This is a genomic window from Streptomyces sp. NBC_01515, from assembly GCF_045040345.1.
In the GTDB taxonomy this organism is placed as follows: domain Bacteria; phylum Actinomycetota; class Actinomycetes; order Streptomycetales; family Streptomycetaceae; genus Streptomyces.
Genome location: NZ_CP109416.1, coordinates 7,031,247 through 7,050,809, shown reverse-complemented (window position 1 = coordinate 7,050,809; position 19,563 = coordinate 7,031,247). Strand labels below are relative to the sequence as shown.

18 protein-coding genes are annotated in these 19,563 nt (G+C 71.5%); 9 read left to right on the top strand and 9 right to left on the bottom strand.

The genetic code is table 11. The annotated features are described in order from the left end of the window. Nucleotides 1-38: 38 nt before the first annotated feature. The 3 genes from hutH to OG407_RS32105 form a co-directional block, all read right to left on the bottom strand. Entirely contained in the window at nt 39-1,577 is a 1,539-nt protein-coding gene (hutH, locus tag OG407_RS32115; RefSeq protein ID WP_405868719.1) for a histidine ammonia-lyase, read from the bottom strand. Nucleotides 1,578-1,672: 95 nt separating this feature from the next. Next, nucleotides 1,673-2,824, bottom strand: a complete 1,152-nt coding sequence (locus OG407_RS32110) for a diguanylate cyclase domain-containing protein (protein ID WP_405863053.1) — start codon at nt 2,822-2,824, stop codon at nt 1,673-1,675. Between the two features lie 58 nt (nt 2,825-2,882). Next, nucleotides 2,883-4,235, bottom strand: coding sequence for a cytochrome P450 (locus OG407_RS32105; protein ID WP_405863052.1), 1,353 nt, complete (start codon nt 4,233-4,235; stop codon nt 2,883-2,885). 227 nt (nt 4,236-4,462) lie between these two features. On the opposite strand from OG407_RS32105, the gene OG407_RS32100 reads away from it, so the two are divergent. Both OG407_RS32100 and OG407_RS32095 read left to right on the top strand, forming a co-directional pair. Next, the gene (locus OG407_RS32100) at nt 4,463-5,965 is read left to right on the top strand and encodes a cytochrome P450 (protein WP_405863051.1); all 1,503 of its coding nucleotides are present in this window, start codon (nt 4,463-4,465) and stop codon (nt 5,963-5,965) included. Beyond that, nucleotides 5,898-6,947: a terpene synthase family protein gene (locus OG407_RS32095; protein WP_405863050.1), complete on the top strand. Its 1,050-nt coding sequence runs from the start codon at nt 5,898-5,900 to the stop codon at nt 6,945-6,947. Before OG407_RS32100 ends, OG407_RS32095 begins: the two co-directional genes overlap by 68 nt. Nucleotides 6,948-7,119: 172 nt before the next feature. On the opposite strand, the gene OG407_RS32090 is transcribed toward OG407_RS32095, so the two are convergent. Then, entirely contained in the window at nt 7,120-7,914 is a 795-nt protein-coding gene (locus OG407_RS32090; RefSeq protein ID WP_405863049.1) for an enoyl-CoA hydratase/isomerase family protein, read from the bottom strand. Nucleotides 7,915-8,060: 146 nt separating this feature from the next. Between OG407_RS32090 and OG407_RS32085 the strand changes: the two genes are divergently transcribed. After that, complete coding sequence (locus OG407_RS32085) at nt 8,061-8,663, top strand: hypothetical protein (protein WP_405863048.1); 603 nt, start codon at nt 8,061-8,063, stop codon at nt 8,661-8,663. A gap of 20 nt (nt 8,664-8,683) precedes the next feature. Here OG407_RS32085 and OG407_RS32080 read toward each other — a convergent pair whose 3' ends face one another. Beyond that, entirely contained in the window at nt 8,684-9,811 is a 1,128-nt protein-coding gene (locus OG407_RS32080) for an adenylate/guanylate cyclase domain-containing protein (RefSeq protein WP_327401709.1), read from the bottom strand. Nucleotides 9,812-9,929: 118 nt separating this feature from the next. Continuing rightward, nucleotides 9,930-10,805, bottom strand: a complete 876-nt coding sequence (locus tag OG407_RS32075) for a biotin--[acetyl-CoA-carboxylase] ligase (RefSeq protein WP_405863047.1) — start codon at nt 10,803-10,805, stop codon at nt 9,930-9,932. Nucleotides 10,806-10,941: 136 nt separating this feature from the next. On the opposite strand from OG407_RS32075, the gene OG407_RS32070 reads away from it, so the two are divergent. After that, nucleotides 10,942-12,543, top strand: a complete 1,602-nt coding sequence (locus OG407_RS32070; RefSeq protein WP_405863046.1) for an acyl-CoA carboxylase subunit beta — start codon at nt 10,942-10,944, stop codon at nt 12,541-12,543. Between the two features lie 12 nt (nt 12,544-12,555). After that, a complete protein-coding gene (locus OG407_RS32065; protein ID WP_329349639.1) occupies nt 12,556-12,765 on the top strand; it encodes an acyl-CoA carboxylase subunit epsilon in 210 nt (69 codons plus the stop codon). A gap of 274 nt (nt 12,766-13,039) precedes the next feature. On the opposite strand, the gene OG407_RS32060 is transcribed toward OG407_RS32065, so the two are convergent. Further along, nucleotides 13,040-14,131 (bottom strand): SGNH/GDSL hydrolase family protein, encoded by a 1,092-nt coding sequence (locus tag OG407_RS32060; RefSeq protein WP_405863045.1) that lies wholly within the window; start codon nt 14,129-14,131, stop codon nt 13,040-13,042. A 118-nt stretch (nt 14,132-14,249) separates the two neighbouring features. Between OG407_RS32060 and mmpB the strand changes: the two genes are divergently transcribed. Next, nucleotides 14,250-14,378: a morphogenic membrane protein MmpB gene (gene mmpB, locus OG407_RS32055; protein WP_327401714.1), complete on the top strand. Its 129-nt coding sequence runs from the start codon at nt 14,250-14,252 to the stop codon at nt 14,376-14,378. Between the two features lie 31 nt (nt 14,379-14,409). Further along, the gene (locus OG407_RS32050; protein WP_403583552.1) at nt 14,410-15,030 is read left to right on the top strand and encodes a Maf family protein; all 621 of its coding nucleotides are present in this window, start codon (nt 14,410-14,412) and stop codon (nt 15,028-15,030) included. A 37-nt stretch (nt 15,031-15,067) separates the two neighbouring features. Here the strand turns inward: OG407_RS32050 and OG407_RS32045 are convergent, their stop codons facing one another. After that, nucleotides 15,068-15,535 carry a hypothetical protein gene (locus tag OG407_RS32045; RefSeq protein WP_405863044.1) on the bottom strand — a complete coding sequence of 156 codons (468 nt, stop codon included), beginning with the start codon at nt 15,533-15,535 and terminating at the stop codon, nt 15,068-15,070. A 390-nt stretch (nt 15,536-15,925) separates the two neighbouring features. Between OG407_RS32045 and OG407_RS32040 the strand changes: the two genes are divergently transcribed. Further along, nucleotides 15,926-17,698: an acetyl/propionyl/methylcrotonyl-CoA carboxylase subunit alpha gene (locus tag OG407_RS32040; RefSeq protein WP_405863043.1), complete on the top strand. Its 1,773-nt coding sequence runs from the start codon at nt 15,926-15,928 to the stop codon at nt 17,696-17,698. A 111-nt stretch (nt 17,699-17,809) separates the two neighbouring features. Then, nucleotides 17,810-18,385 (top strand): TetR/AcrR family transcriptional regulator, encoded by a 576-nt coding sequence (locus OG407_RS32035; protein ID WP_405863042.1) that lies wholly within the window; start codon nt 17,810-17,812, stop codon nt 18,383-18,385. Nucleotides 18,386-18,558: 173 nt separating this feature from the next. Here the strand turns inward: OG407_RS32035 and OG407_RS32030 are convergent, their stop codons facing one another. Next, nucleotides 18,559-19,524 (bottom strand): DeoR/GlpR family DNA-binding transcription regulator, encoded by a 966-nt coding sequence (locus OG407_RS32030; protein ID WP_328679733.1) that lies wholly within the window; start codon nt 19,522-19,524, stop codon nt 18,559-18,561. Nucleotides 19,525-19,563: the final 39 nt, after the last annotated feature.

Below are 19,563 nucleotides of genomic sequence, written 5' to 3'. Positions count from 1 at the left end.
GGGGCCCCGACTGCCTCACTTCTGGTGCCCCAACTGCCCTACCGCAGCGGCCCGGTGACCTTCTCCACGGCCTCGACGACGTGCCCGCCCCGCACGAACGCGTCCGCCGCGGCGAGGTCGGGCGACAGGAACCGGTCCGGACCCGGACCCTCAACTCCCGCCGCCCGTACGGCATCGATGACCGCGCGGGACGCCGGCGCCGGAGCCAGGCCCTCGCGCAGTTCCACGGCGCGCGTCGCGGCGTAGAGCTCGACGGCGATGATCCGGGTGAGGTTGTCGACGGCGGTGCGCAGCTTGCGCGCGGCCGACCAGCCCATGGAGACGTGGTCCTCCTGCATCGCGGAGGACGGGATCGAGTCGGCGGACGCCGGTACGGCGAGCCGCTTCATCTCGCTGACCAGCGCGGCCTGCGTGTACTGGGCGATCATCAGCCCGGAGTCGACACCGGCGTCGTCCGCGAGGAACGGCGGCAGCCCGTGCGAGCGGTTCTTGTCGAGCAGCCGGTCGGTACGGCGCTCGGCGATCGAACCGAGGTCGGCGATGGCGATGGCGAGGAAGTCGAGGACGTAAGCCACGGGCGCGCCATGGAAGTTGCCGTTGGACTCGACCCGACCGTCCGGCAGCACAACGGGGTTGTCGACGGCGGACGCCAACTCCCGCTCGGCGACGAGCCGTGCGTGCGCGATCGTGTCGCGTCCGGCACCGGCGACCTGCGGGGCGCACCGCACCGAGTAGGCGTCCTGGACGCGGGGCGCACCGTCCTGGTGGTGCCCCGTCAGCTCCGAACCGGCAAGCACGGCAAGCATGTTGGCGGCGCTGGCGCCCTGCCCGGGGTGCGGGCGGATGGCGTGCAGATCGGGCGCGAGCACCTTGTCGGTACCGAGCAGCGCCTCCAGGGAGAGGGCGGCCGTGACGTCGACGGACTTGTACAGCATGTCGAGGTCGGCGAGGGCCATGACCAGCATGCCGAGCATGCCGTCGGTGCCGTTGAGAAGGGCGAGGCCCTCCTTCTCGCGCAACTCGACGGGTGCGATGCCGTGTTCGGCGAGCAGCTCACCGGCGGGCCGTACAACTCCGTCCGGGCCCTCGGCGTCGCCCTCGCCCATGAGCGTCAACGCGCAGTGGGAGAGCGGCGCGAGGTCGCCGGAGCAGCCGAGGGAGCCGTACTCGTGGACGACGGGGGTGATCCCGGCGTTCAGCACGTCGGCCATGGTCTGCGCGACCTCGGGCCGCACACCGGTGTGACCGGAGCAGACGGTCTTGAGCCGCAGGAACATGAGCGCGCGCACGACCTCCCGCTCCACCCGCGGCCCCATACCGGCGGCGTGCGAACGAACGATGTTGCGCTGCAACTGCGCCCGCAGTTCCGGGCTGATGTGCCGGGACGCCAACGCCCCGAACCCGGTGCTCACCCCGTACACGGGCTCCGGCTTGGCCGCCAGCGCGTCCACGATCTCGCGCGCCGCGGCGAGCGCCGCGACGGCCTCGCCGGAAAGCTCGATCCGGGCGCCTCCACGCGCCACGGCAAGAACGTCGGACGCGGTGACCCCGGACGTCCCCACCACCACAGTGTGCATATCCATATTCAGGAGCGTACGCATTGAATGCGGTGGTGTCACTACCGGGTGGCCACTTAGACCCTTACAGGTAGGTCACGCCCTACAGCCCCGTCCTACAGCCCCGTCCTACGGCCCCGGAACCGCCGCCGCTCGGCAGGCATCTCCGGCGTGGGCGAGTCCGCGAGCCGCACCACCGGATCGTCCGGCCCGTCCCGCCCGGCGACCACCGGCCTGTCGGCGCGGAGGGCCTTCGCGCGGTACTGGGCCGCGTCCGCCAGCCGGAACAGCCGCCGGCCGGAACGCACCGCTCCGATCGGATCCTCGGTCGACGCGACCCCGCACGCGACACCTTCGCCCAGCTCCAACTCGGCTGCCCGGCGGCACAGTTCGACCGCCGCGTCGACCACTTCATCGGCGGGCGGCCCGACCGCGAGCAGACAGAACTCGTCCCCGCCGAGCCGCGCGGCAAGCGCACCCGGCAGCATCGCCCCGCACAACGACAACACCGAACCGAAGCGCTCAAGCAGCCGGTCCCCCACGGCATGCCCCCGGGTGTCGTTGACACGCTTGAGCCCGTTGAGGTCGCAGACGACCAGGCTGACGACGACCCCGTCCCGCCGGTGCCGTTCGATCGCCTCGTCGAGCCGTACGTCGACGGCACGGCGGTTGGCGAGTCCGGTGAGCGCGTCCGTGAAGGCGAGCCGCCGCGCCTCCTCCAGCCGCTCGGTCTGCGCGATCCCGGCCGCGACGACGGAGGCCAGGACCGTGGCGAAGTCGGCGTCACCCCGGCCGAAGACCGGCGCACCGACCGGCCGCGCCACATACAGCTCGCCCCACGCCCGCCCGTGCAGCACGATCGGGGCGACGACACAGCATCCGCGCCTACGACGCCGTAGGGCGGCCACGCGCTGGTGGCAGTAGCCGGGACTGCCCGCGGCCGGGCCCTCGGCGGTCTCGACCCAGGCGTTGGGCTCGCCGCCACCCGCCCACCGTTCGTGCAGGAACTCGGTGATCTCCGGGAACTGGTGCACCGGGTAGGTCTCGCCGTCCGGGAACTCCTCCTCGCCCGCGGCCCGCTCCCCGACGTTCACCAGGACCCGCAGCCGCCCCAGCTCCCGCTCCCACACCGACAGCGCCGCGAAACTCCCGTCCAGCGCCCGGCACGCCCCGGCCGCCGCCGCCCGCCAGGACTCCCGCGGGGTGTGCGCCGCCGCCATCCCCTGCGCCAGCTCCACCACGGCCGCCAGCCGCCTGTCCTCACCCATCACTCCAGGCTAGGGACATTAGGGACATAAAGGGATGTCAATGCGGCGAACGGGTACCTCAGGCGGCAGACCTCACAGGATGCGGGACGAGCCGTAGGCCCTTCGGGCCGGGGATCGGTTCCCTGACCGACACACCGACCCTCAGGCCGGGCGGAATCCCGAGCCGCCAGCGGGCGCCCACCGCCGCCATCGTGGCCAGGATCGCCGCGCAGGCGAAGTTGTCGCCGACGCACTTGAACCGGCCACCGCCGAACGGCACGAACGCGTGCCGCACCGGCTCCCACCCACTGCCCGGCAGCCACCGCTCCGGGGAGAACACCTTCGGCTGCGGGAAGAGCCGCGGATCGGTGTGCAGGGAGTGCATGCTGTACGCGGTGTCGGTGCCGCTCGGCAGCATCACTCCGCCCAACTCCACTGCCGCCACGGTGCGTTGGGTCACCAGTTGCACCGAGTGCAGCCGCATCGCCTCGAACATCACCGCCCGCGTGTACGGCATCCCGCCGTCCAGATCCGCCATGGCCGGCGCCCCGTCCACGGCGGCGATCTCGGCGAGCACCCGCTCCTCCGCCCCCGGCCGCAGCGCCAGCCGGAACCACGTCCAGGCCAGCATGGTCGGCACGTTGGCCGCGCCACCGACCAGCAGGGCGATGATCTCGTCGCACACCAGGTCGTGGTCGAGCGGCCGGCCGGTGTCCGGATCGCGCGCCGCCAGCAGACACGCCACCACGTCACCCGCGGCCCCGTCCACCGGCTCCCGGTCACGGCAGGCCTCCAGCGCCTCGCCCACCACGGCCCGCATCCGGGCCATGGCCTCGTCCCCGCGGCGCACGAAGGGCAGCGGCAGCCGGTCCACCACCTCGGGCATCATCGGGCGTTCGACGGCCGCCTTCTCGATCACCGGCAGGACCCGGACCACCTGGTCGAGGACCCGGTCGGTCATGCGCCCGGAGAAGACCGTCTCGGCCATCACCGCCACGGACAGTGCCTTCATCTCGTGCAGCACGTCCACCGGGCGCCCTTCCTCCCAGCCGGCGCACGTCCGCTCGGCCTGCCGGTGGATCGCCGTCAGGTACCGCTCGATGTGCGCCACCGTGAACGCCTTCTGGACGGTGCGGCGTTGCCGGTGGTACAGCTCCCCGTCCGAGGTGATCAGGCCGTTGCCCAGCAGGGCCGCCAGCCGTTGGAACTGCTTGCCCCGCCCGAAGCTGCGCGCCTTGGAGGACTGCACCTGATGCACCAGCGCGGGGTCGGTCACGACGTAGACCGGCGCGGTCCCCAGCCGGACCCGGACCAACGGCCCCTCCCGCCGCAGCGATTCGAGGAACCCCAGCCGGTCGCCGACGAGGTGGTGCAGATGCCCGATGCCGGGCAGGGCGCCCGGCGCGGTGGGTACGTCGTCGACGGTCGGCACAGGACAGCCCCCTTCGGTCACGGACGGCGCTCACCCCGTGGTCCGGGTGCCCCGATCTCGTACCGACAGCAGTGTCCTCGTCGTCCGGCCGGCCGGACAGGGCGCCAACTGCCCAGCCCAGCGCCCCTGTTGCGCTCCCGCACACGCCCTTACGGCCCACCCCCTCGGCGCCCGACCATGGTGACCGTCGGATCCGACGACCGGACCTCCGAGCCGAGGAGCGCCGCATGTCCGCACCGACCCCCGTCACCCCTCCGCCGTCCGCCACCGAGGCGCTGCCGATCCTGGGGCACGCGCTGCCGATGTGGCGCGACCCCATGCCGTTCCTGCTGCGCCAGCACACCCGGGCGCCTGTGGTGCGACTACGTCTCGGCCCCAAACCCGTCCACCTCCTCACCGATCCCGCACTGGTGCGCAGGGCGCTGGTCACCGAACCCCAACGCTTCGACAAGGGCGGCCCGTTCGTGGACGCCGCCCGCACCCTGATCGGCGACGGCCTGGGCACCTGCTCCGCCGCCGACCACCGCTACCAACGCCCGCTGATGAACCAGGCGTTCCGTCCCGCCCGCGTCACCGGCTACACCGCCGCGATGGTCGACTGCGCCCGCGAGACGGTCGCCTCGTGGGCGCCGGGCCAGATCGTGGACGTGTGCCGGGAGATGCGCCGCCTCGCCTGCCGGGCGCTGACCCGCACCCTGTTCTCGGACCCGGCCCAGCTGCGGCTCACCGCCGAGATCGAGGAGGCGTACACCGTCCTGATGCCCGGCATGTGGTGGCAGATGGTGATCCCCTTCGGGGTGGTGCACCGGGTTCCGCTGCCGGCCAACCGCCGTTTCGAGCGGGCCCGGGTCACCGCCCGGTCCCTGATCGCGCGGATGGTCGCCGCGTACCGTGCCCGCGGCGCGGACCTGAGCGACGGGCTGTCCCTGATCATGGCGGCCAGGGACGACCAGGGGCGGGTCTTCACCGACGAGGAGGTGTGCGACCAGATCGCCACCCTCATGATCGGCGGCATCCCCGCCACCGCCGACCTGCTCTCCTGGACGTTCGCCGTACTGTCCGGGGACAGGACGCTGGAGCAGAACCTGCACGACGAGGTCGACACCGTGCTGCCGGGCCGCGCTCCCGTCCACGACGACATCCCCGCCCTGCCCCTCCTGGGCCGGACCCTGACCGAGACCCTGCGCCTGTACCCGTCGGTCTCGGTCCTCAGCCGGAGGGTCACCGGGGACGTCGACCTCGGCGGCACCCGGCTGGGCCCCGGGGACGAGGTCATGTTCAGCCCGTACTGCCTGCACCGGGACGCGGAACTCTTCCCCGACCCGGACCGTTTCGCCCCGGACCGCTGGCTGCCCGGCCGGGTCGGCCGCGAGCAGCGCGAGGCGTTCATCCCGTTCGGGGCAGGCACCCGCAAGTGCATCGGCGACGCGTACGGCATGGCCGAGGCGACCCTGGCCGCCGCGCACATCCTGTCCAGGGTCCGCCTGGCCAAGGTCCCCGGCACCCCCGATCCGCGGCCGATGCTGCGGATGACGCTGTCCCCGGTCCCGCTGAACCTGACGGTGGAGCCGCGCGGCACGAGGGCCACGGCGGCCGAACAGGCAGAACATCGGCAGGAGTTGAGGTTGAGGGTGCCGACCAGCCCGCAAGAGGAGCCCGTTGATGAAGCCGGCGAATCCGCGGGAACGGCCCGCTGCCCCGCCCACCCGACCGACCCCGCGACCGGCTGAACCCCGGCTCGCCGTACCGGAGTTGTGGTGTCCCGTGCCCCCGGCCCGGCACCCCGGGGAGGCGGAGATCACCGAGCGGACGATCACCTGGATGCGCCGCTACGGCTACATCGCCACCCCCGCCGACGAAGTCGCCGCGCGCGCCGTGCAGTTCGGCGAACTCGGGGCGCTGACCCATCCGCACGGCAGCCTGGAGGGCGCCGTTCTCGCGGCACAGCTGATGGTGTGGCTCTTCCTCCAGGACGACCGCTTCGCCGAACAGGCCCCCGCGCAGGGCCGGATCGAAGACCTGGCCGACCACATCCTCTGGTCGCAGCGCGTGTTGCAGGGCGCGCGGGTGCCGGTACCGGAGCCCTACCTGGAAGCCTTGGTGGACCTGCGCACCAGAGTGGCCCACATGGCGGCCCACCACGAACAGGTCGAGCGGATCACCGACGGCTTCAACCGCTACCTGGGCGCCGCGGCGGCGGAGGCGATCTACCGCACCAAGGGCATCGTGCCGGACCTGGACCAGTACCTACGCCTGCGCGAGTCCACGATCCTGATGCGGGGCATGTGTTTCGTCCTCATCGAACTCGCCGAGGACTGCTACCTGCCGGGCCCCCTCTGGGCCCGCCCCGACGTCCGCTCCTGCGAACAGGCCGCCGCACGCGCGGTCGCGTACACCAACGACATCATCTCGGGCGTACGCGAGCTGCACTGGCCGAACCACACCAACCTGATCACCGTCCTGGCACAACACTTCCACTGCTCCCTCCAGGACGCGCTGAACAGGGCGGTCCACATGTGCGAGAGCCAGATCTCCCTGTACGACCACCTGTCCCGCCCCCTGCTGACGCAGGGCGACGCGAGGCTGACCCGGTACGTCCGCGGGATGGGGGCGTGGATCCGGGGCAACGTGGACTGGTCGATGACGTGCGGCCGGTATCACGTGACGACGCCGGGGCGGGGTGGGGGCGGGGCGGGGTTGTTCGAGGGGTGAGCGGGGCTGGTTCGAGGGGTGAACCGGCGCATCTGACCAACACGGCCAGCCGCAACCCCTTAGGGGCGCGGGGCTGTATCGATATGCGGCTCCGCCGCGCGGGCGCGACCAGCCACAACGAACCCGCACCCGGCAACGCACAAAGACCCCCTCTTCCTCCTCCGCGGCCCCCCTACTCCCCCGGCCACTCCGGCGTCCGCTTCTCGTTGAACGCCGCGACCCCCTCCGCCCGGTCCCCCGAGAACGCCACCGACCGCCACGCCGCATCCTCGACCTCAAGCCCGGCCCGCAGATCCAACCCATGCCCCAACCGCAACGCCCGCTTCGCCGCCCGCAGCCCAACGGGCGAATTCGCGGCGATGCGCGCACCCAGCGCCAGCGCCTCCTCGCGGTCCTGCCCCGGCTCCACCAGGACGTCCACCAGGCCCAGCCCCGCCGCCTCCGCCGCCTCCAACCTCCGCGCCGTGAAGATCAGTTCGGCCGCCCGCGCCGCACCCACCCGCCGAGGCAGCAACTGCGTACCGCCACCTCCCGGAATCACCCCCACCGACACCTCCGGCAACCCCACCACCGCCGTACCGTCCGCCACGATCAGGTCGCAGGACAGGGCGAGTTCGAAGCCGCCGCCGAGGGCGAAGCCATGAACCGCGGCGATCGTCGGCATGGGCAGCTCCAACACCCCCGTGTACGCACCCCGCGCGACCGGACGCTGCCGTACGAGATCCGCGTCGCTGAACGCGTTGCGCTCCTTGAGGTCCGCGCCCACGCAGAACGCCCGCTCGTGCGACGAGGTCACGACGGTCACGCGTACGTCCCGGTCCGCCGCCAGCGCCGTGCAGGCCTCGGCGATCGAGCGCGCCATCGCCGTAGAGACGGCGTTCATGGCCTTGGGCCGGTCCAGGACCAGTTCCGCGACGTACCCGTGCCGTCGCACCAGCACGAACTCCCCGAACCGCTCCTCGCCCATGACCGCCTCCTGGTTAACGTGGGTTAACAGACCTCGCCCCGATCATCGCACGCGGCTTCCCCGTTCGGGTGACATCCCGCCCAACTCCCGCCGCACCGCCCGTAGAAGCGCATAACGTGCGTCCGCCACACCACAGGGGAGGGATCGTGACGACGACCACGAAGGCGGAGCCGGCCGAGGGCGCGGCGGACATAGCGCCGCCGCTCGCCAGGGGTCGGCACCGCCGTCCCCGGCCCCGCAAGGTCCTGCTCGCCGTCGGGGGGCTCGCCGTGGCCGCCGGGGTGCTGAGCCTCGTACGGCTGGCGCCCGAGTCGGGAATCGGCGGGCTGGGTACGGCGGAGGCGGATCCCCGCCCGGACCCCGGCAGCGGTACCGGCGACGGCACCGACCGGCCCGCCAACGCCGCCGCGACCATCAGCGCGGGCCCGGCCGCGATCCCCTCCGCGACCTCGGCGATGGGCGGCGTGAGCGCGACGCCCAGTCCTACGACGACCTTCGGGGTCGTACCGACTCCGTATGCGACGGCGGCGCAGACACCCGTGGACGCGAACCCGACGACCGTCCCGGAGACGACGACGGCCACCACGCCACCGCCTCAGGCACCGGCTCCCCGGCCTACCTCGACTCCGACCCCGACGCCCGCGCCCACACCCAGCCGGACCGCCAACTCCCCCGCCCCCGCCCCGAGTCGGCCCAGTCTGTGCGTGCCGATCATCGGGCTCTGCGTGGACGGACTCGCCAAACACTGACCGGCGTAAGCGAGTTGGGCCTACGCCGGTGACGAGTCCCGGCGGGTGAGGAGCCAGGGTTCGACAACTCCCAGGCCGCGCACGGGGCGTTGCCACATCGGCTGGAGCCCGAAGCGGTACGTCGGGGGCTCCTCGCCCTCCTTCTCGGCGGTGGCCGCGGCTTCCGCCGCCTCCGCCTCGGAGGCGGGGGCCTCGCCGCTGCGGATCAGCTCCTCGGCGAAGGCGCTGTCGACGAGGACGGCGTCGCGTGGAGCTATCGACGTGAGGCGGGAGGCGAGGTTGACCGTCGTGCCGAAGACGTCGCCCATGCGGGTCGTCACCGTGCCGAAGGCCATGCCGACGCGGAGTTCGGGCATGGTCTCGTCGTTCGCCATGGTCTCGATCAGGAGCAGGGCGATCTCGGCGGCGACCCCGGCGTCGTCCGCGGAGTAGAGGACCTCGTCGCCCAGGGTCTTGATGAGGCGACCGCCGCGCGCTGCCACGAGGTCGGCGGCGGTGGTCTCGAAGGCCTCGACGAGTTCGCCGAGTTCCTCCTCCTCCATGCGCCGGGTCAGCCGCGTGAAGCCCACCAGGTCGGCGAAGCCGACGGCCAGGCGCCGGTCGACCATCTCCTCGTCGTCGCCCGCCTGGACGACCCGGCCGGCGGACGCGGCGAGCTGGCGCCGCCAGACGTAGACGAGGAACTCCTCCAGCTCGGGCAGCAGCAGTTCGATGATCGGGTACGTCACCTCGGTGCGGGACATGCCCGGTTCCGGCGGCTCGGTGAGGCCCTCCAGGAACGAGTCCATCTGCCACCCGGCCAGTCGCGCGGTGGTCTGCCCGGTGGAGCGGGCCACCTGCACGGCCATCGCCTCGCTGAGCAGCCCCGCCTCGACGAGACCGGCGAGGCGCCGCAGCGCGAGGACGTCCGCCTCGGTGAACGCCTTGGCCTGGCCGACGTCGGCGAAGCCCATGGCCCGCCAGAAGCGCGTGGCCAGCTCCATGGAGACGCCGGCGGTGCGGGCCGCCTGGAAGGGGGTGTAGCGGCGCTCGGCGCCCAGAATGAGCCCTTCGAGGCGCAGCGCGAGCGGGTCCTCGCCGGGTTCGGCGGCATCGGGGGCCACCCGGCCGTCCGCGTCCGCGCCGGAGCCCGTGTCGTCGACGGTCACGCCTGCTGCCCTTCCGATCTGCCACGGTCAGGTATCGACCGGGCCCAATGCTACGGCAGGTGTGGGCCAGCTCACTCCGTGAGTCACACGGACCGAGCCGCCACAAGGGCGGTCGGGGTCACGCGGGGCGCAGGTGGACGATGTCGCCCGCCCCCACGGGCTCCTGCACGCCGTCCTCCGTGGCCAGCACGAGCCGCCCGTCGCCGTCGATCGCGACGGCCTCGCCGGTGATCGACCGGTCCCCGGGCAGTTCGGCCCGGACGACCCGGCCGAGCGTCGAGCAGCCGGCCGCGTAGGTCTCCTGGAGGCCGCTGGCGACCGGGTCGCCGCCCGCCGCGCGCCACTTGTCGTACCAGTGCTCCAGGGACCGCAGCACCGCCCGCAGGAGGGGGTCCCGGTCGGTCGTGACCGCCCCCGCCAGAGCCAGGGAGGCCGCCTGCGGCACGGGCAGCTCGTCCTCGCGCAGGGTGACGTTGATGCCGACGCCGACGATCACGGCGTCGTCGCCCGCGCGCTCGGCGAGGATGCCGCCTGCCTTGCGTTCCTCGCCGCCGACAGTCACCAGGAGGTCGTTGGGCCACTTGAGTGCCGTGTCCACGCCGGCCGAGCGGGACAGGCCCGTCGCGACGGCGACGCCGGTGAGCAGCGGGAGCCAGCCCCAGCGGGCCACGGGGACGTCGGCCGGCTTCAGGAGGACGGAGAAGAAGAGCCCGGAGCGGGCCGGCGCCGTCCACTGCCGGTCGAGCCGTCCGCGCCCGGCGGTCTGCTCCTCGGCGACGAGCACCGCACCTTCTTCGGCGTTCCCCGCGAGTGCCAGGGCCATGAGGTCGGCGTTGGTGGATCCGGTGCGCTGCACGACCTCGATGTCGCAGTAGAGGCCCCCGTGGCCGCCGTCCCGCACCAGGCCCTTGCGCAGCGCAGCGCCGTTGAGCGGTGGACGGTCCAGGTCGGACCACCGGTTGCTGTTCGCGTCTGATGCATCTCGCGGCGTCATGCCAGCCACCCTAGGGGTGTGTCGTGCAAGCCACCCGAGGTGTGTTGTACGCCGCACTGCCGATCGCCAGGGCCGCCACTACTCTACGGATGAGTAACCCGTCCCCCTTTTGAGCAGGCAGGGAGCCGCAATCCCGATGTCCGAGCCGGAAGCGCCTCAAGAGATCGACATTCACACGACCGCCGGGAAGATCGCGGATCTTCAGCGCCGTATCCAGGAAGCGACGCACGCCGGCTCGGAACGTGCCGTCGAAAAACAGCACGCCAAGGGCAAGTTGACGGCCCGTGAGCGGATCGAGCTGCTCCTCGACGAGGGGTCCTTCGTCGAGTTCGACGAGTTGACCCGGCACCGTTCCACGGACTTCGGCCTGGAGAAGAACCGCCCCTACGGCGACGGCGTCGTCTCCGGGTACGGCACGGTCGACGGCCGCCCCATCGCCGTCTTCTCCCAGGACTTCACGGTCTTCGGCGGCGCCCTGGGCGAGGTCTACGGCCAGAAGATCGTCAAGGTGATGGACTTCGCGCTGAAGACGGGCTGTCCGGTCATCGGCATCAACGACTCCGGCGGCGCCCGCATCCAGGAGGGCGTGGCCTCGCTCGGCGCGTACGGCGAGATCTTCCGCCGCAACACGCACGCGAGCGGCGTGATCCCGCAGATCAGTCTGGTCGTGGGCCCGTGCGCGGGCGGCGCGGTGTACTCCCCCGCGATCACCGACTTCACGGTGATGGTCGACCAGACCTCGCACATGTTCATCACCGGCCCGGACGTCATCAAGACGGTCACCGGCGAGGACGTGGGCTTCGAGGAGTTGGGCGGGGCCAGGACCCACAACTCGGTGTCGGGCGTGGCCCATCACATGGCGGGCGACGAGAAGGACGCGATCGAGTACGTCAAGCAGCTCCTGTCGTACCTGCCGTCCAACAACCTCAGCGAGCCACCGGCGTTCCCCGAGGAGGCGGACCTCACCGTCACGGACGAGGACCGCGAGCTGGACACGCTGGTCCCGGACAGCGCGAACCAGCCGTACGACATGCACACGGTGATCGAACACGTCCTGGACGACGCGGAGTTCTTCGAGACACAGCCGCTGTTCGCGCCGAACATCCTCACCGGGTTCGGCCGGGTCGAGGGCCGCCCGGTGGGCATCGTGGCCAACCAGCCCATGCAGTTCGCGGGTTGCCTCGACATCGACGCGTCCGAGAAGGCGGCCCGCTTCGTCCGCACCTGCGACGCGTTCAACGTCCCGGTCATCACCTTCGTGGACGTCCCCGGCTTCCTCCCGGGCGTCGACCAGGAGCACTACGGCATCATCCGCAGGGGCGCGAAGCTGATCTACGCGTACGCGGAGGCAACGGTCCCGCTCATCACGGTGATCACCCGCAAGGCCTTCGGCGGCGCCTACGACGTCATGGGCTCCAAGCACCTCGGCGCCGACCTCAACCTCGCCTGGCCGACCGCCCAGATCGCCGTCATGGGCGCCCAGGGCGCGGTCAACATCCTGCACCGCCGCACGATCGCCGAAGCGGAGGCGGCCGGTGACGTCGAGGCGACCCGGGCCCGCCTGATCCAGGAGTACGAGGACGCCCTCCTCAACCCCTACATCGCGGCCGAACGCGGCTACATCGACGCGGTGATCCTCCCCTCGGACACCCGCCGCCACGTGGTCCGGGGCCTGCGCCAACTCCGCACCAAGCGCGAGTCGTTGCCCCCCAAGAAGCACGGCAACATCCCCCTGTAGAGGAGCGCCCTCATGAACATCAAAGTCGTACGGGGCAACCCGACCCCGGAGGAACTGGCAGCGGCCCTGGCGGTGGTCAGGGCCCGCGCCGCGGCGGCCACCTCCACACCGCCGGGCACCCCGAGGCAGCGGGACGCGTGGTCCGACCCGTCGCGCGTCGCGGGCGCCCGGCTGCCCCACCCCGGGCCGAGCGCGTGGACCCGCACTTTCTGGCCCGGCTAGGGAGAACCGCCCCTCGCGGGTGCGGTGATCGAGCACGCCCTCGCGCTTCCGCCACGTGACGCTGTACCGGTTCCGGACGGAGGCGAGAGAACGGCGTAGGAACCCGGGCCGTTGGCCTCCGCATGCCGGCGAAGCCGCCGCCCTGGCGGGCATGGCCCGGTCCATCGGCTACCTCGTGGCGGCGGCCGGCCCCCTGCTCCTCGGCATCGTGCACGACGCCACCCACAGCTGGGCCCTCCCGCTGACACGCCTCCCCACTCCAAGGGGCGCGGGGCTACAAACAACGCACCACAGCGTCGGCCATCACCCCGTACCCCTCGTCATGGGGGTGCAGATGATCACCGAAGTCGTAAGCAGGGTGCAGCCGATCCGAATCCCCCGGATCGGCCATCACCCGATTCAGATCGACGACCCCGTCGAACTCCCCCGAGCAACGAACCCACTCGTTGACCTCATGACTCACCTTCGCCGCCCGCTCCCCCCAGTGATCCGACCCGCCGAACGGCAACAAGGTCGCCCCGATCACGGTGAGTTCACCGGCCTGCCGTATCAACTCCCGGTACCCAGCGACGATTTCACCCGCAGAGACCACCGGCGCCGGCTTGTACGTCGGCTGCTCATCCGTCTCGCTGAACCCGATGTCGTTGAGCCCCAGCAACACAACGACCGTGTCCACCCCGGCCAGTTGAAGCACGTCGCGCCCGAACCTGCCCACACCCCGCTCCCCGTACCACGCGGAGTCGTTGAGCAGCAGATTCCCCCCGATCCCCGCGTTCAGCACGGCCCGCCCCGTCCGCGAGGCCAACGCGTCCGACCACCGCCGGTCGGCCCCCGGCGTGGACCCGAACCCGTCGGTGACGGAGTCACCGAAGAGGGCGATCCCGTCCGTACGCCCGGAGTCGGTCTCCACGGCGGACAGGAAGTACCAGGACTCACTGGACTCGGTGAACCCCTCCCCACCCAACAGGCATCCGTCACCTCGGTAACTGGTCGTGAACGCCTGCGCATGGAAGGTCGCGGGCCCGGTGGCCGTGTCGAAGTACAGCGTGACGACCACCGACTCCCCCGCTTCTACGGCGAGTTGGACCGCGTCGCTCACCAACTCCCCCCGCGCCGGCATCTCCCCCTCCGCCGCGCCCTCGAAGGTCAGGCGCACCGCAGACCCTCCAGCGGCCACAGCGCCCGCCGCGACCCTCACCGGCGAGTTCCCGTACGCGTTCGAGAACCGCACCCGCACCCTCTCCCCACCCGCCGTCAACCGCACGACCTGCCGCAGCGACTGACGCCAGAATCCCTCGCGGGACCAGTTCGGCGTGAAGCCCTCGCTCGGGAGCTGGGGTGACGCGGTCCAGGCAGCAGCGAACATGACGCACCTCTCCAAAAGGAACCACAGTCCCATTACTCTAACGGAACCGTGGACCCCTTTGGAAGAGTTGAGTACCCGTACTCAGGCGCCCGCCCCGGCCAAGCCGCACGCTGGTGACATGCTGTGGTCCGACCCCGACAACGAGCCTCCCGAGGAACTGCGGGAGACGCAGGTCATGTTGCGGCGGCTCGGGATTCTCATGGCGCTGGCGATGGTGCTGGCGATGATCGTGCTCGGGCTGACGTGAGCGCCCCGGGCCGCGCCGATACCCTGGACGCATGACAGATCAGCCGCGCCGCCGACTCGTGCTCGCCTCCCAGTCCCCCGCCCGGCTGGGCCTGCTGCGCCAGGCCGGACTGGACCCCGAGGTGATCGTGAGCGGGGTCGACGAGGACGCCGTGAGCGCCCCCACCCCGGCCGAACTCGCCCTCGCGCTCGCCGAGGCCAAGGCCTCCGTCGTCGCCGCGAAGCCCGAGGTCAAGGGTGCCCTGGTGATCGGCTGCGACTCCGTGCTCGACCTGGACGGCGAGGCCCTCGGCAAGCCCGCCGACGCCGAGGAGGCCACCGCCCGCTGGAAGTCGATGCGCGGCCGGGCCGGGACACTCCAGACCGGCCACTGCGTCTACGACACGACGAGCGGCCGGTACGTCTCGGCCACCGCGTCCACCGTCGTCCGCTTCGGCGAACCGACCGACGCCGAGGTCGCCGCGTACGTCGCCTCGGGCGAACCCCTTTACGTCGCCGGGGCGTTCACCCTCGACGGCCTGTCGGCACCGTTCATCGAGGGCATCGACGGCGACCACGGCAACGTGATCGGCATCAGTCTGCCGCTCGTTCGCCGCCTGCTGGCCGAACTGGGCGTCGGCATCACGGAGTTGTGGACCCCGCGGGAGAACTAGCCGTCGGTCGGGAGAGGTTCGGTCGGGAGGAGTTCGGTCAGGAGGGGTTGGGAGCGGCCGGCGGGGCGATCGGCCCCGGGCCCTCGTTCTTGCCCGCCCCCTGCTCGGGGCTCCCCTCGGAGGGGGCCTCCCGGCGGTCGTAGGTCATCAGGAGCAGGACGACCAGGGCGAGCACCACCACCATGGAGACGAACGCTCCCGGGCCCACCAGGCCCCACGCGAACGCGCCCAGCAGACCGTGCACCACGGCCACGCTGATCAGCAGGATGCGGCCGAGGCCCGCCGGGGCCCGGTCGCGCAGGGCGACGAGCAGCGCGACCACTCCGCACAGGGCGAAGTAGAGGCCGAAGACGATTCCGCCGACCTTCGAGGAGATGGACATCGCGCCCGGGTCGAGGCCGGCCAGGGACATGTCCTGGCGGTCGACGACGATCCCCAGGAACCAGTTCAGCGCGGCCACTCCGAGCGCCTCCACGAAGAGGACGAGCGCCAAGATCCATGCCACCGGCCTGCGTACCACCGGCCCCCACCCACTCTCGACCACCACTCGACCAAAGTTTGCGTTACCCCAAGTACGTTCGAGGCACAGTGAACGCTACTAACGGGTAAACCGCGGGACAAGGGTTGCAGCAGGGGCAAAGAATCATTGGGCCATTCGTAGGGACTCCACAAAGAAACGGCGTGGCGCGCGGCACGCTCTCACAGAGACCTTGCCCACACCGGAGAGCTAGGGTTTCCACGAGGAGTCCTGCGTACCGAGGTGCGACAAGGGATTTCGCGGGTCGAGCAAGCCTCGCATCACGCTCCGTGTGGGCAAGCTCACCACTGGGGATGGGTCGATGCGCCGTGTCGGCAGTCCCTAAACTCGGCTTGTTTCAAGGAGGGAGCCTCAATCGTGCGCAAGGTGCTCATCGCCAATCGTGGCGAAATCGCTGTCCGCGTAGCCCGGGCCTGCCGGGACGCCGGGATCGCGAGCGTGGCCGTATACGCCGACCCGGACCGGGACGCTCTGCATGTCCGCGCCGCGGATGAGGCGTTCGCCCTGGGCGGTGACACACCGGCGAGCAGTTACCTGGACATCGGCAAGGTCCTGAACGCGGCCCGCGAGTCCGGTGCCGACGCCATCCACCCCGGCTACGGATTCCTGTCGGAGAACGCCGAGTTCGCCCAGGCGGTGCTCGACGCGGACCTGATCTGGATCGGCCCGCCGCCGCAGGCGATCCGGGACCTCGGTGACAAGGTCGCCGCCCGGCACATCGCCCAGCGCGCCGGTGCCCCGCTGGTGGCCGGTACGCCGGACCCGGTGTCGGGCTCGGACGAGGTCGTCGCGTTCGCCGAGCAGCACGGGCTGCCCATCGCGATCAAGGCCGCCTTCGGTGGCGGCGGTCGCGGTCTGAAGGTGGCCCGCACGCTCGAAGAGATTCCCGAGCTGTACGACTCCGCGGTGCGCGAGGCGGTCGCCGCCTTCGGTCGCGGCGAGTGCTTCGTCGAGCGCTACCTGGACAAGCCGCGGCACGTGGAGACCCAGTGCCTGGCCGACTCCCACGGCAACGTGGTCGTCGTGTCGACGCGTGACTGCTCGCTGCAGCGCCGGCACCAGAAGCTCGTCGAGGAGGCGCCCGCGCCGTTCCTCTCCGAGGCTCAGGTCGCCGAGCTGTACGCCTCCTCGAAGGCGATCCTCAAGGAGGCCGGCTACGTCGGCGCCGGGACCGTCGAGTTCCTCGTCGGCCAGGACGGCACGATCTCCTTCCTTGAGGTCAACACCCGCCTCCAGGTGGAGCACCCGGTCACCGAGGAGGTCGCCGGCATCGACCTCGTCCGCGAGATGTTCCGCATCGCCGACGGCGAGGAACTCGGCTACGGCGACCCCGAACTGCGCGGCCACTCCTTCGAGTTCCGCATCAACGGCGAGGACCCCGGCCGCGGCTTCCTGCCCGCGCCCGGCACCGTCACCACGTTCGCGGCACCGTCCGGCCCGGGCGTCCGCCTGGACGCCGGTGTCGAGTCGGGCTCGGTCATCGGCCCCGCGTGGGACTCGCTCCTCGCGAAGCTGATCGTCACCGGCGCGACCCGCGAGCAGGCGCTCCAGCGTGCCGCGCGTGCGCTGGACGAGTTCCAGGTCGAGGGCATGGCCACGGCCATCCCGTTCCACCGCGCGGTCGTCAGGGACCCGGCGTTCGCCCCCGAACTCACCGGCTCCACCGACCCGTTCACGGTCCACACCCGGTGGATCGAGACCGAGTTCGTCAACGAGATCAAGCCCTTCGCGGCCCCCACGGACGCCGAGGCGGACGAGGACGCGGACCGCGAGACGATCGTCGTCGAGGTCGGCGGCAAGCGCCTGGAGGTCTCCCTCCCGGTCTCGCTCGGCATGTCACTGGCCCGCACCGGCCTCGCCGCCGGGGCCAAGCCGAAGCGCCGCGCGGCCAAGAAGTCCGGCCCCGTCACCTCCGGCGACACCCTCGCCTCGCCGATGCAGGGCACGATCGTCAAGGTCGCGGTCGAGGAGGGCCAGGAGGTCAAGGAGGGCGACCTCATCGTCGTACTCGAAGCCATGAAGATGGAACAGCCGCTGAACGCGCACAAGTCCGGCACGGTCAAGGGACTTGGCGCCGAGGTCGGGGCGTCCATCACGTCCGGCGCGGCGATCTGCGAGATCAAGGACTGATCCGGCGGTACGTCCAGAGGTGCCCGGCCGACAGGAACAGCCTGTCCGCCGGGCACCTCTGTAATGTGACGGGACAATGCCGTATCGCGCCGAGGAGGGCAGGTGGGACCGATGGCCGACACAGTCAGGCCGCCGGCGGGGCTACGCGCCGACGCCCGCCGCAACTACGAGCGGCTGCTCGCCGAGGCCCGGGTGTCCTTCGCCGCGCACGGTACGGACGCGTCCCTGGAGGACGTGGCGCGGCGGGCGGGTGTCGGTATCGGCACGCTGTATCGCCACTTCCCGAACCGGCAGGCCCTGATGAGCGCGGTGTTCGAGGACGCGGTGGGTGAACTCCTCGCCCGTTCCCGTGAGTTGCTCTCCGCGCCGCAGCCGTGTGCGGCCCTGGTGACCTGGTTGCGCGAGATGGTGACCCACGCGAGTGAGTACCGGGGGCTTTCCCGGGCGTTGATGGCGGTCGCCCATGACGGGACGTCCGCGCTGGCCCGGTGCAGCGACCCGATCCGGGAGGCGGGGGGTGCGTTGCTCTGCCGAGCGCAGGCCGCCGGTGACGTGCGCGGTGATGTCGAGATCGGCGACCTTCTCCAACTGACCCATGCGATCGCCCTCGCGGCTGAGGGCAATCCCGGGGATCCCGAACTGGCGGACAGGTTGCTGACGTTGACGTTGCGGGGACTGAAGCCGTAGCGCTGGTTCGGTTTTCGGGTGCGGGCCCGGTGGGGGCTGGTCGCGCAGTTCCCCGCGCCCCCAAAAGACATGGGCTGACCCGCGTTTTAAGGGGCGCGGGGCTGCATCGATATGCGGCTCCGCCGCGTGGGTGCGACCAGCCCCCACCGGCCTGTACGCCGACATCGAACCGGTCAACGCCTGCGCAGATCCGCCACCCTCGCCGCGCGCTCCCGTTCGGGGGACTCCCCGCCGAGTACGCCCGCCGCGCGCAACCCCGGTCCGCCGCCCGGTACTTGACCCCGTCGCGGTGCCGGGAGGGGTACGTCCCGGCGGCGTTGGTCCCGCGTCGGGGTCTGGTCACCCCCCTGGCTTCCCGATGCGCCGGCCACGGCGATCTGCACCCCCTGGTCGGCCAGCGCCTGCAACTCCGTGGCCGCGCGGTCGTCGTGGCCCGGGGGCTCGTCGGTGACGAGGCGGGTGATGACGTCCGTGGGCACGGTCTGGAACATGGTGTCCGTGCCGAGCTTGGTGTGGTCGGCCAGGACGACGACCTCGGCCGCCGCCTGGACGAGAGCCCGGTCGACGGACGCCGACAGCATGTTGGACGTGGACAGGCCGCGCTCGGCGGTCAGTCCGCTCCCGGAGAGGAAGGCTCGGGAGACGCGCAGGCCCTGGAGGGACTGCTCGGCCCCGCTGCCCACCAGCGCGTAGTTGGAGCCGCGCAGGGTGCCCCCGGTCATGACGACCTCCACGCGGTTGGCATGGGCCAACGCCTGGGCCACCAGCAGGGAGTTGGTGACTACGGTCAGTCCGGGCACCCGGGCGAGCCGACGGGCCAGCTCCTGGGTCGTGGTACCCGCCCCCACCACGATCGCTTCGCCCTCTTCGACGAAGCTCGCGGCGAGATCGGCGATGGCCGTCTTCTCGGCGGTCGCGAGATGCGATTTCTGCGGAAAGCCGGATTCTCGCGTGAACCCGCCCGGCAATACCGCACCGCCGTGCCGGCGGTCGAGGAGTCCTTCTGCCTCCAGTGCGCGCACGTCCCGCCGTACGGTCACTTCGGAGGTCTGGACGACGCGGGCGAGCTCACGGAGCGATACGGCCCCATTCGCTCGCACCATTTCGAGGATCAATTGGCGACGTTCTGCAGCGAACACGAAACTGACAGTAACCCCAACGACCGTCTGCTTTCAGGT

What these genes read in the sequence shown, in the direction of transcription:
- hutH (WP_405868719.1), bottom strand. Translation starts at nt 1,577, where the DNA reads ATGCACACTGTGGTGGTGGGGACGTCCGGGGTCACCGCGTCCGACGTT.
- OG407_RS32110 (WP_405863053.1), bottom strand. Translation starts at nt 2,824, where the DNA reads ATGGGTGAGGACAGGCGGCTGGCGGCCGTGGTGGAGCTGGCGCAGGGG.
- OG407_RS32100 (WP_405863051.1), top strand. Translation starts at nt 4,463, where the DNA reads ATGTCCGCACCGACCCCCGTCACCCCTCCGCCGTCCGCCACCGAGGCG.
- OG407_RS32095 (WP_405863050.1), top strand. Translation starts at nt 5,898, where the DNA reads ATGAAGCCGGCGAATCCGCGGGAACGGCCCGCTGCCCCGCCCACCCGA.
- OG407_RS32090 (WP_405863049.1), bottom strand. Translation starts at nt 7,914, where the DNA reads ATGGGCGAGGAGCGGTTCGGGGAGTTCGTGCTGGTGCGACGGCACGGG.
- OG407_RS32075 (WP_405863047.1), bottom strand. Translation starts at nt 10,805, where the DNA reads ATGACGCCGCGAGATGCATCAGACGCGAACAGCAACCGGTGGTCCGAC.
- OG407_RS32070 (WP_405863046.1), top strand. Translation starts at nt 10,942, where the DNA reads ATGTCCGAGCCGGAAGCGCCTCAAGAGATCGACATTCACACGACCGCC.
- OG407_RS32065 (WP_329349639.1), top strand. Translation starts at nt 12,556, where the DNA reads ATGAACATCAAAGTCGTACGGGGCAACCCGACCCCGGAGGAACTGGCA.
- OG407_RS32060 (WP_405863045.1), bottom strand. Translation starts at nt 14,131, where the DNA reads ATGTTCGCTGCTGCCTGGACCGCGTCACCCCAGCTCCCGAGCGAGGGC.
- mmpB (WP_327401714.1), top strand. Translation starts at nt 14,250, where the DNA reads ATGCTGTGGTCCGACCCCGACAACGAGCCTCCCGAGGAACTGCGGGAG.
- OG407_RS32050 (WP_403583552.1), top strand. Translation starts at nt 14,410, where the DNA reads ATGACAGATCAGCCGCGCCGCCGACTCGTGCTCGCCTCCCAGTCCCCC.
- OG407_RS32035 (WP_405863042.1), top strand. Translation starts at nt 17,810, where the DNA reads ATGGCCGACACAGTCAGGCCGCCGGCGGGGCTACGCGCCGACGCCCGC.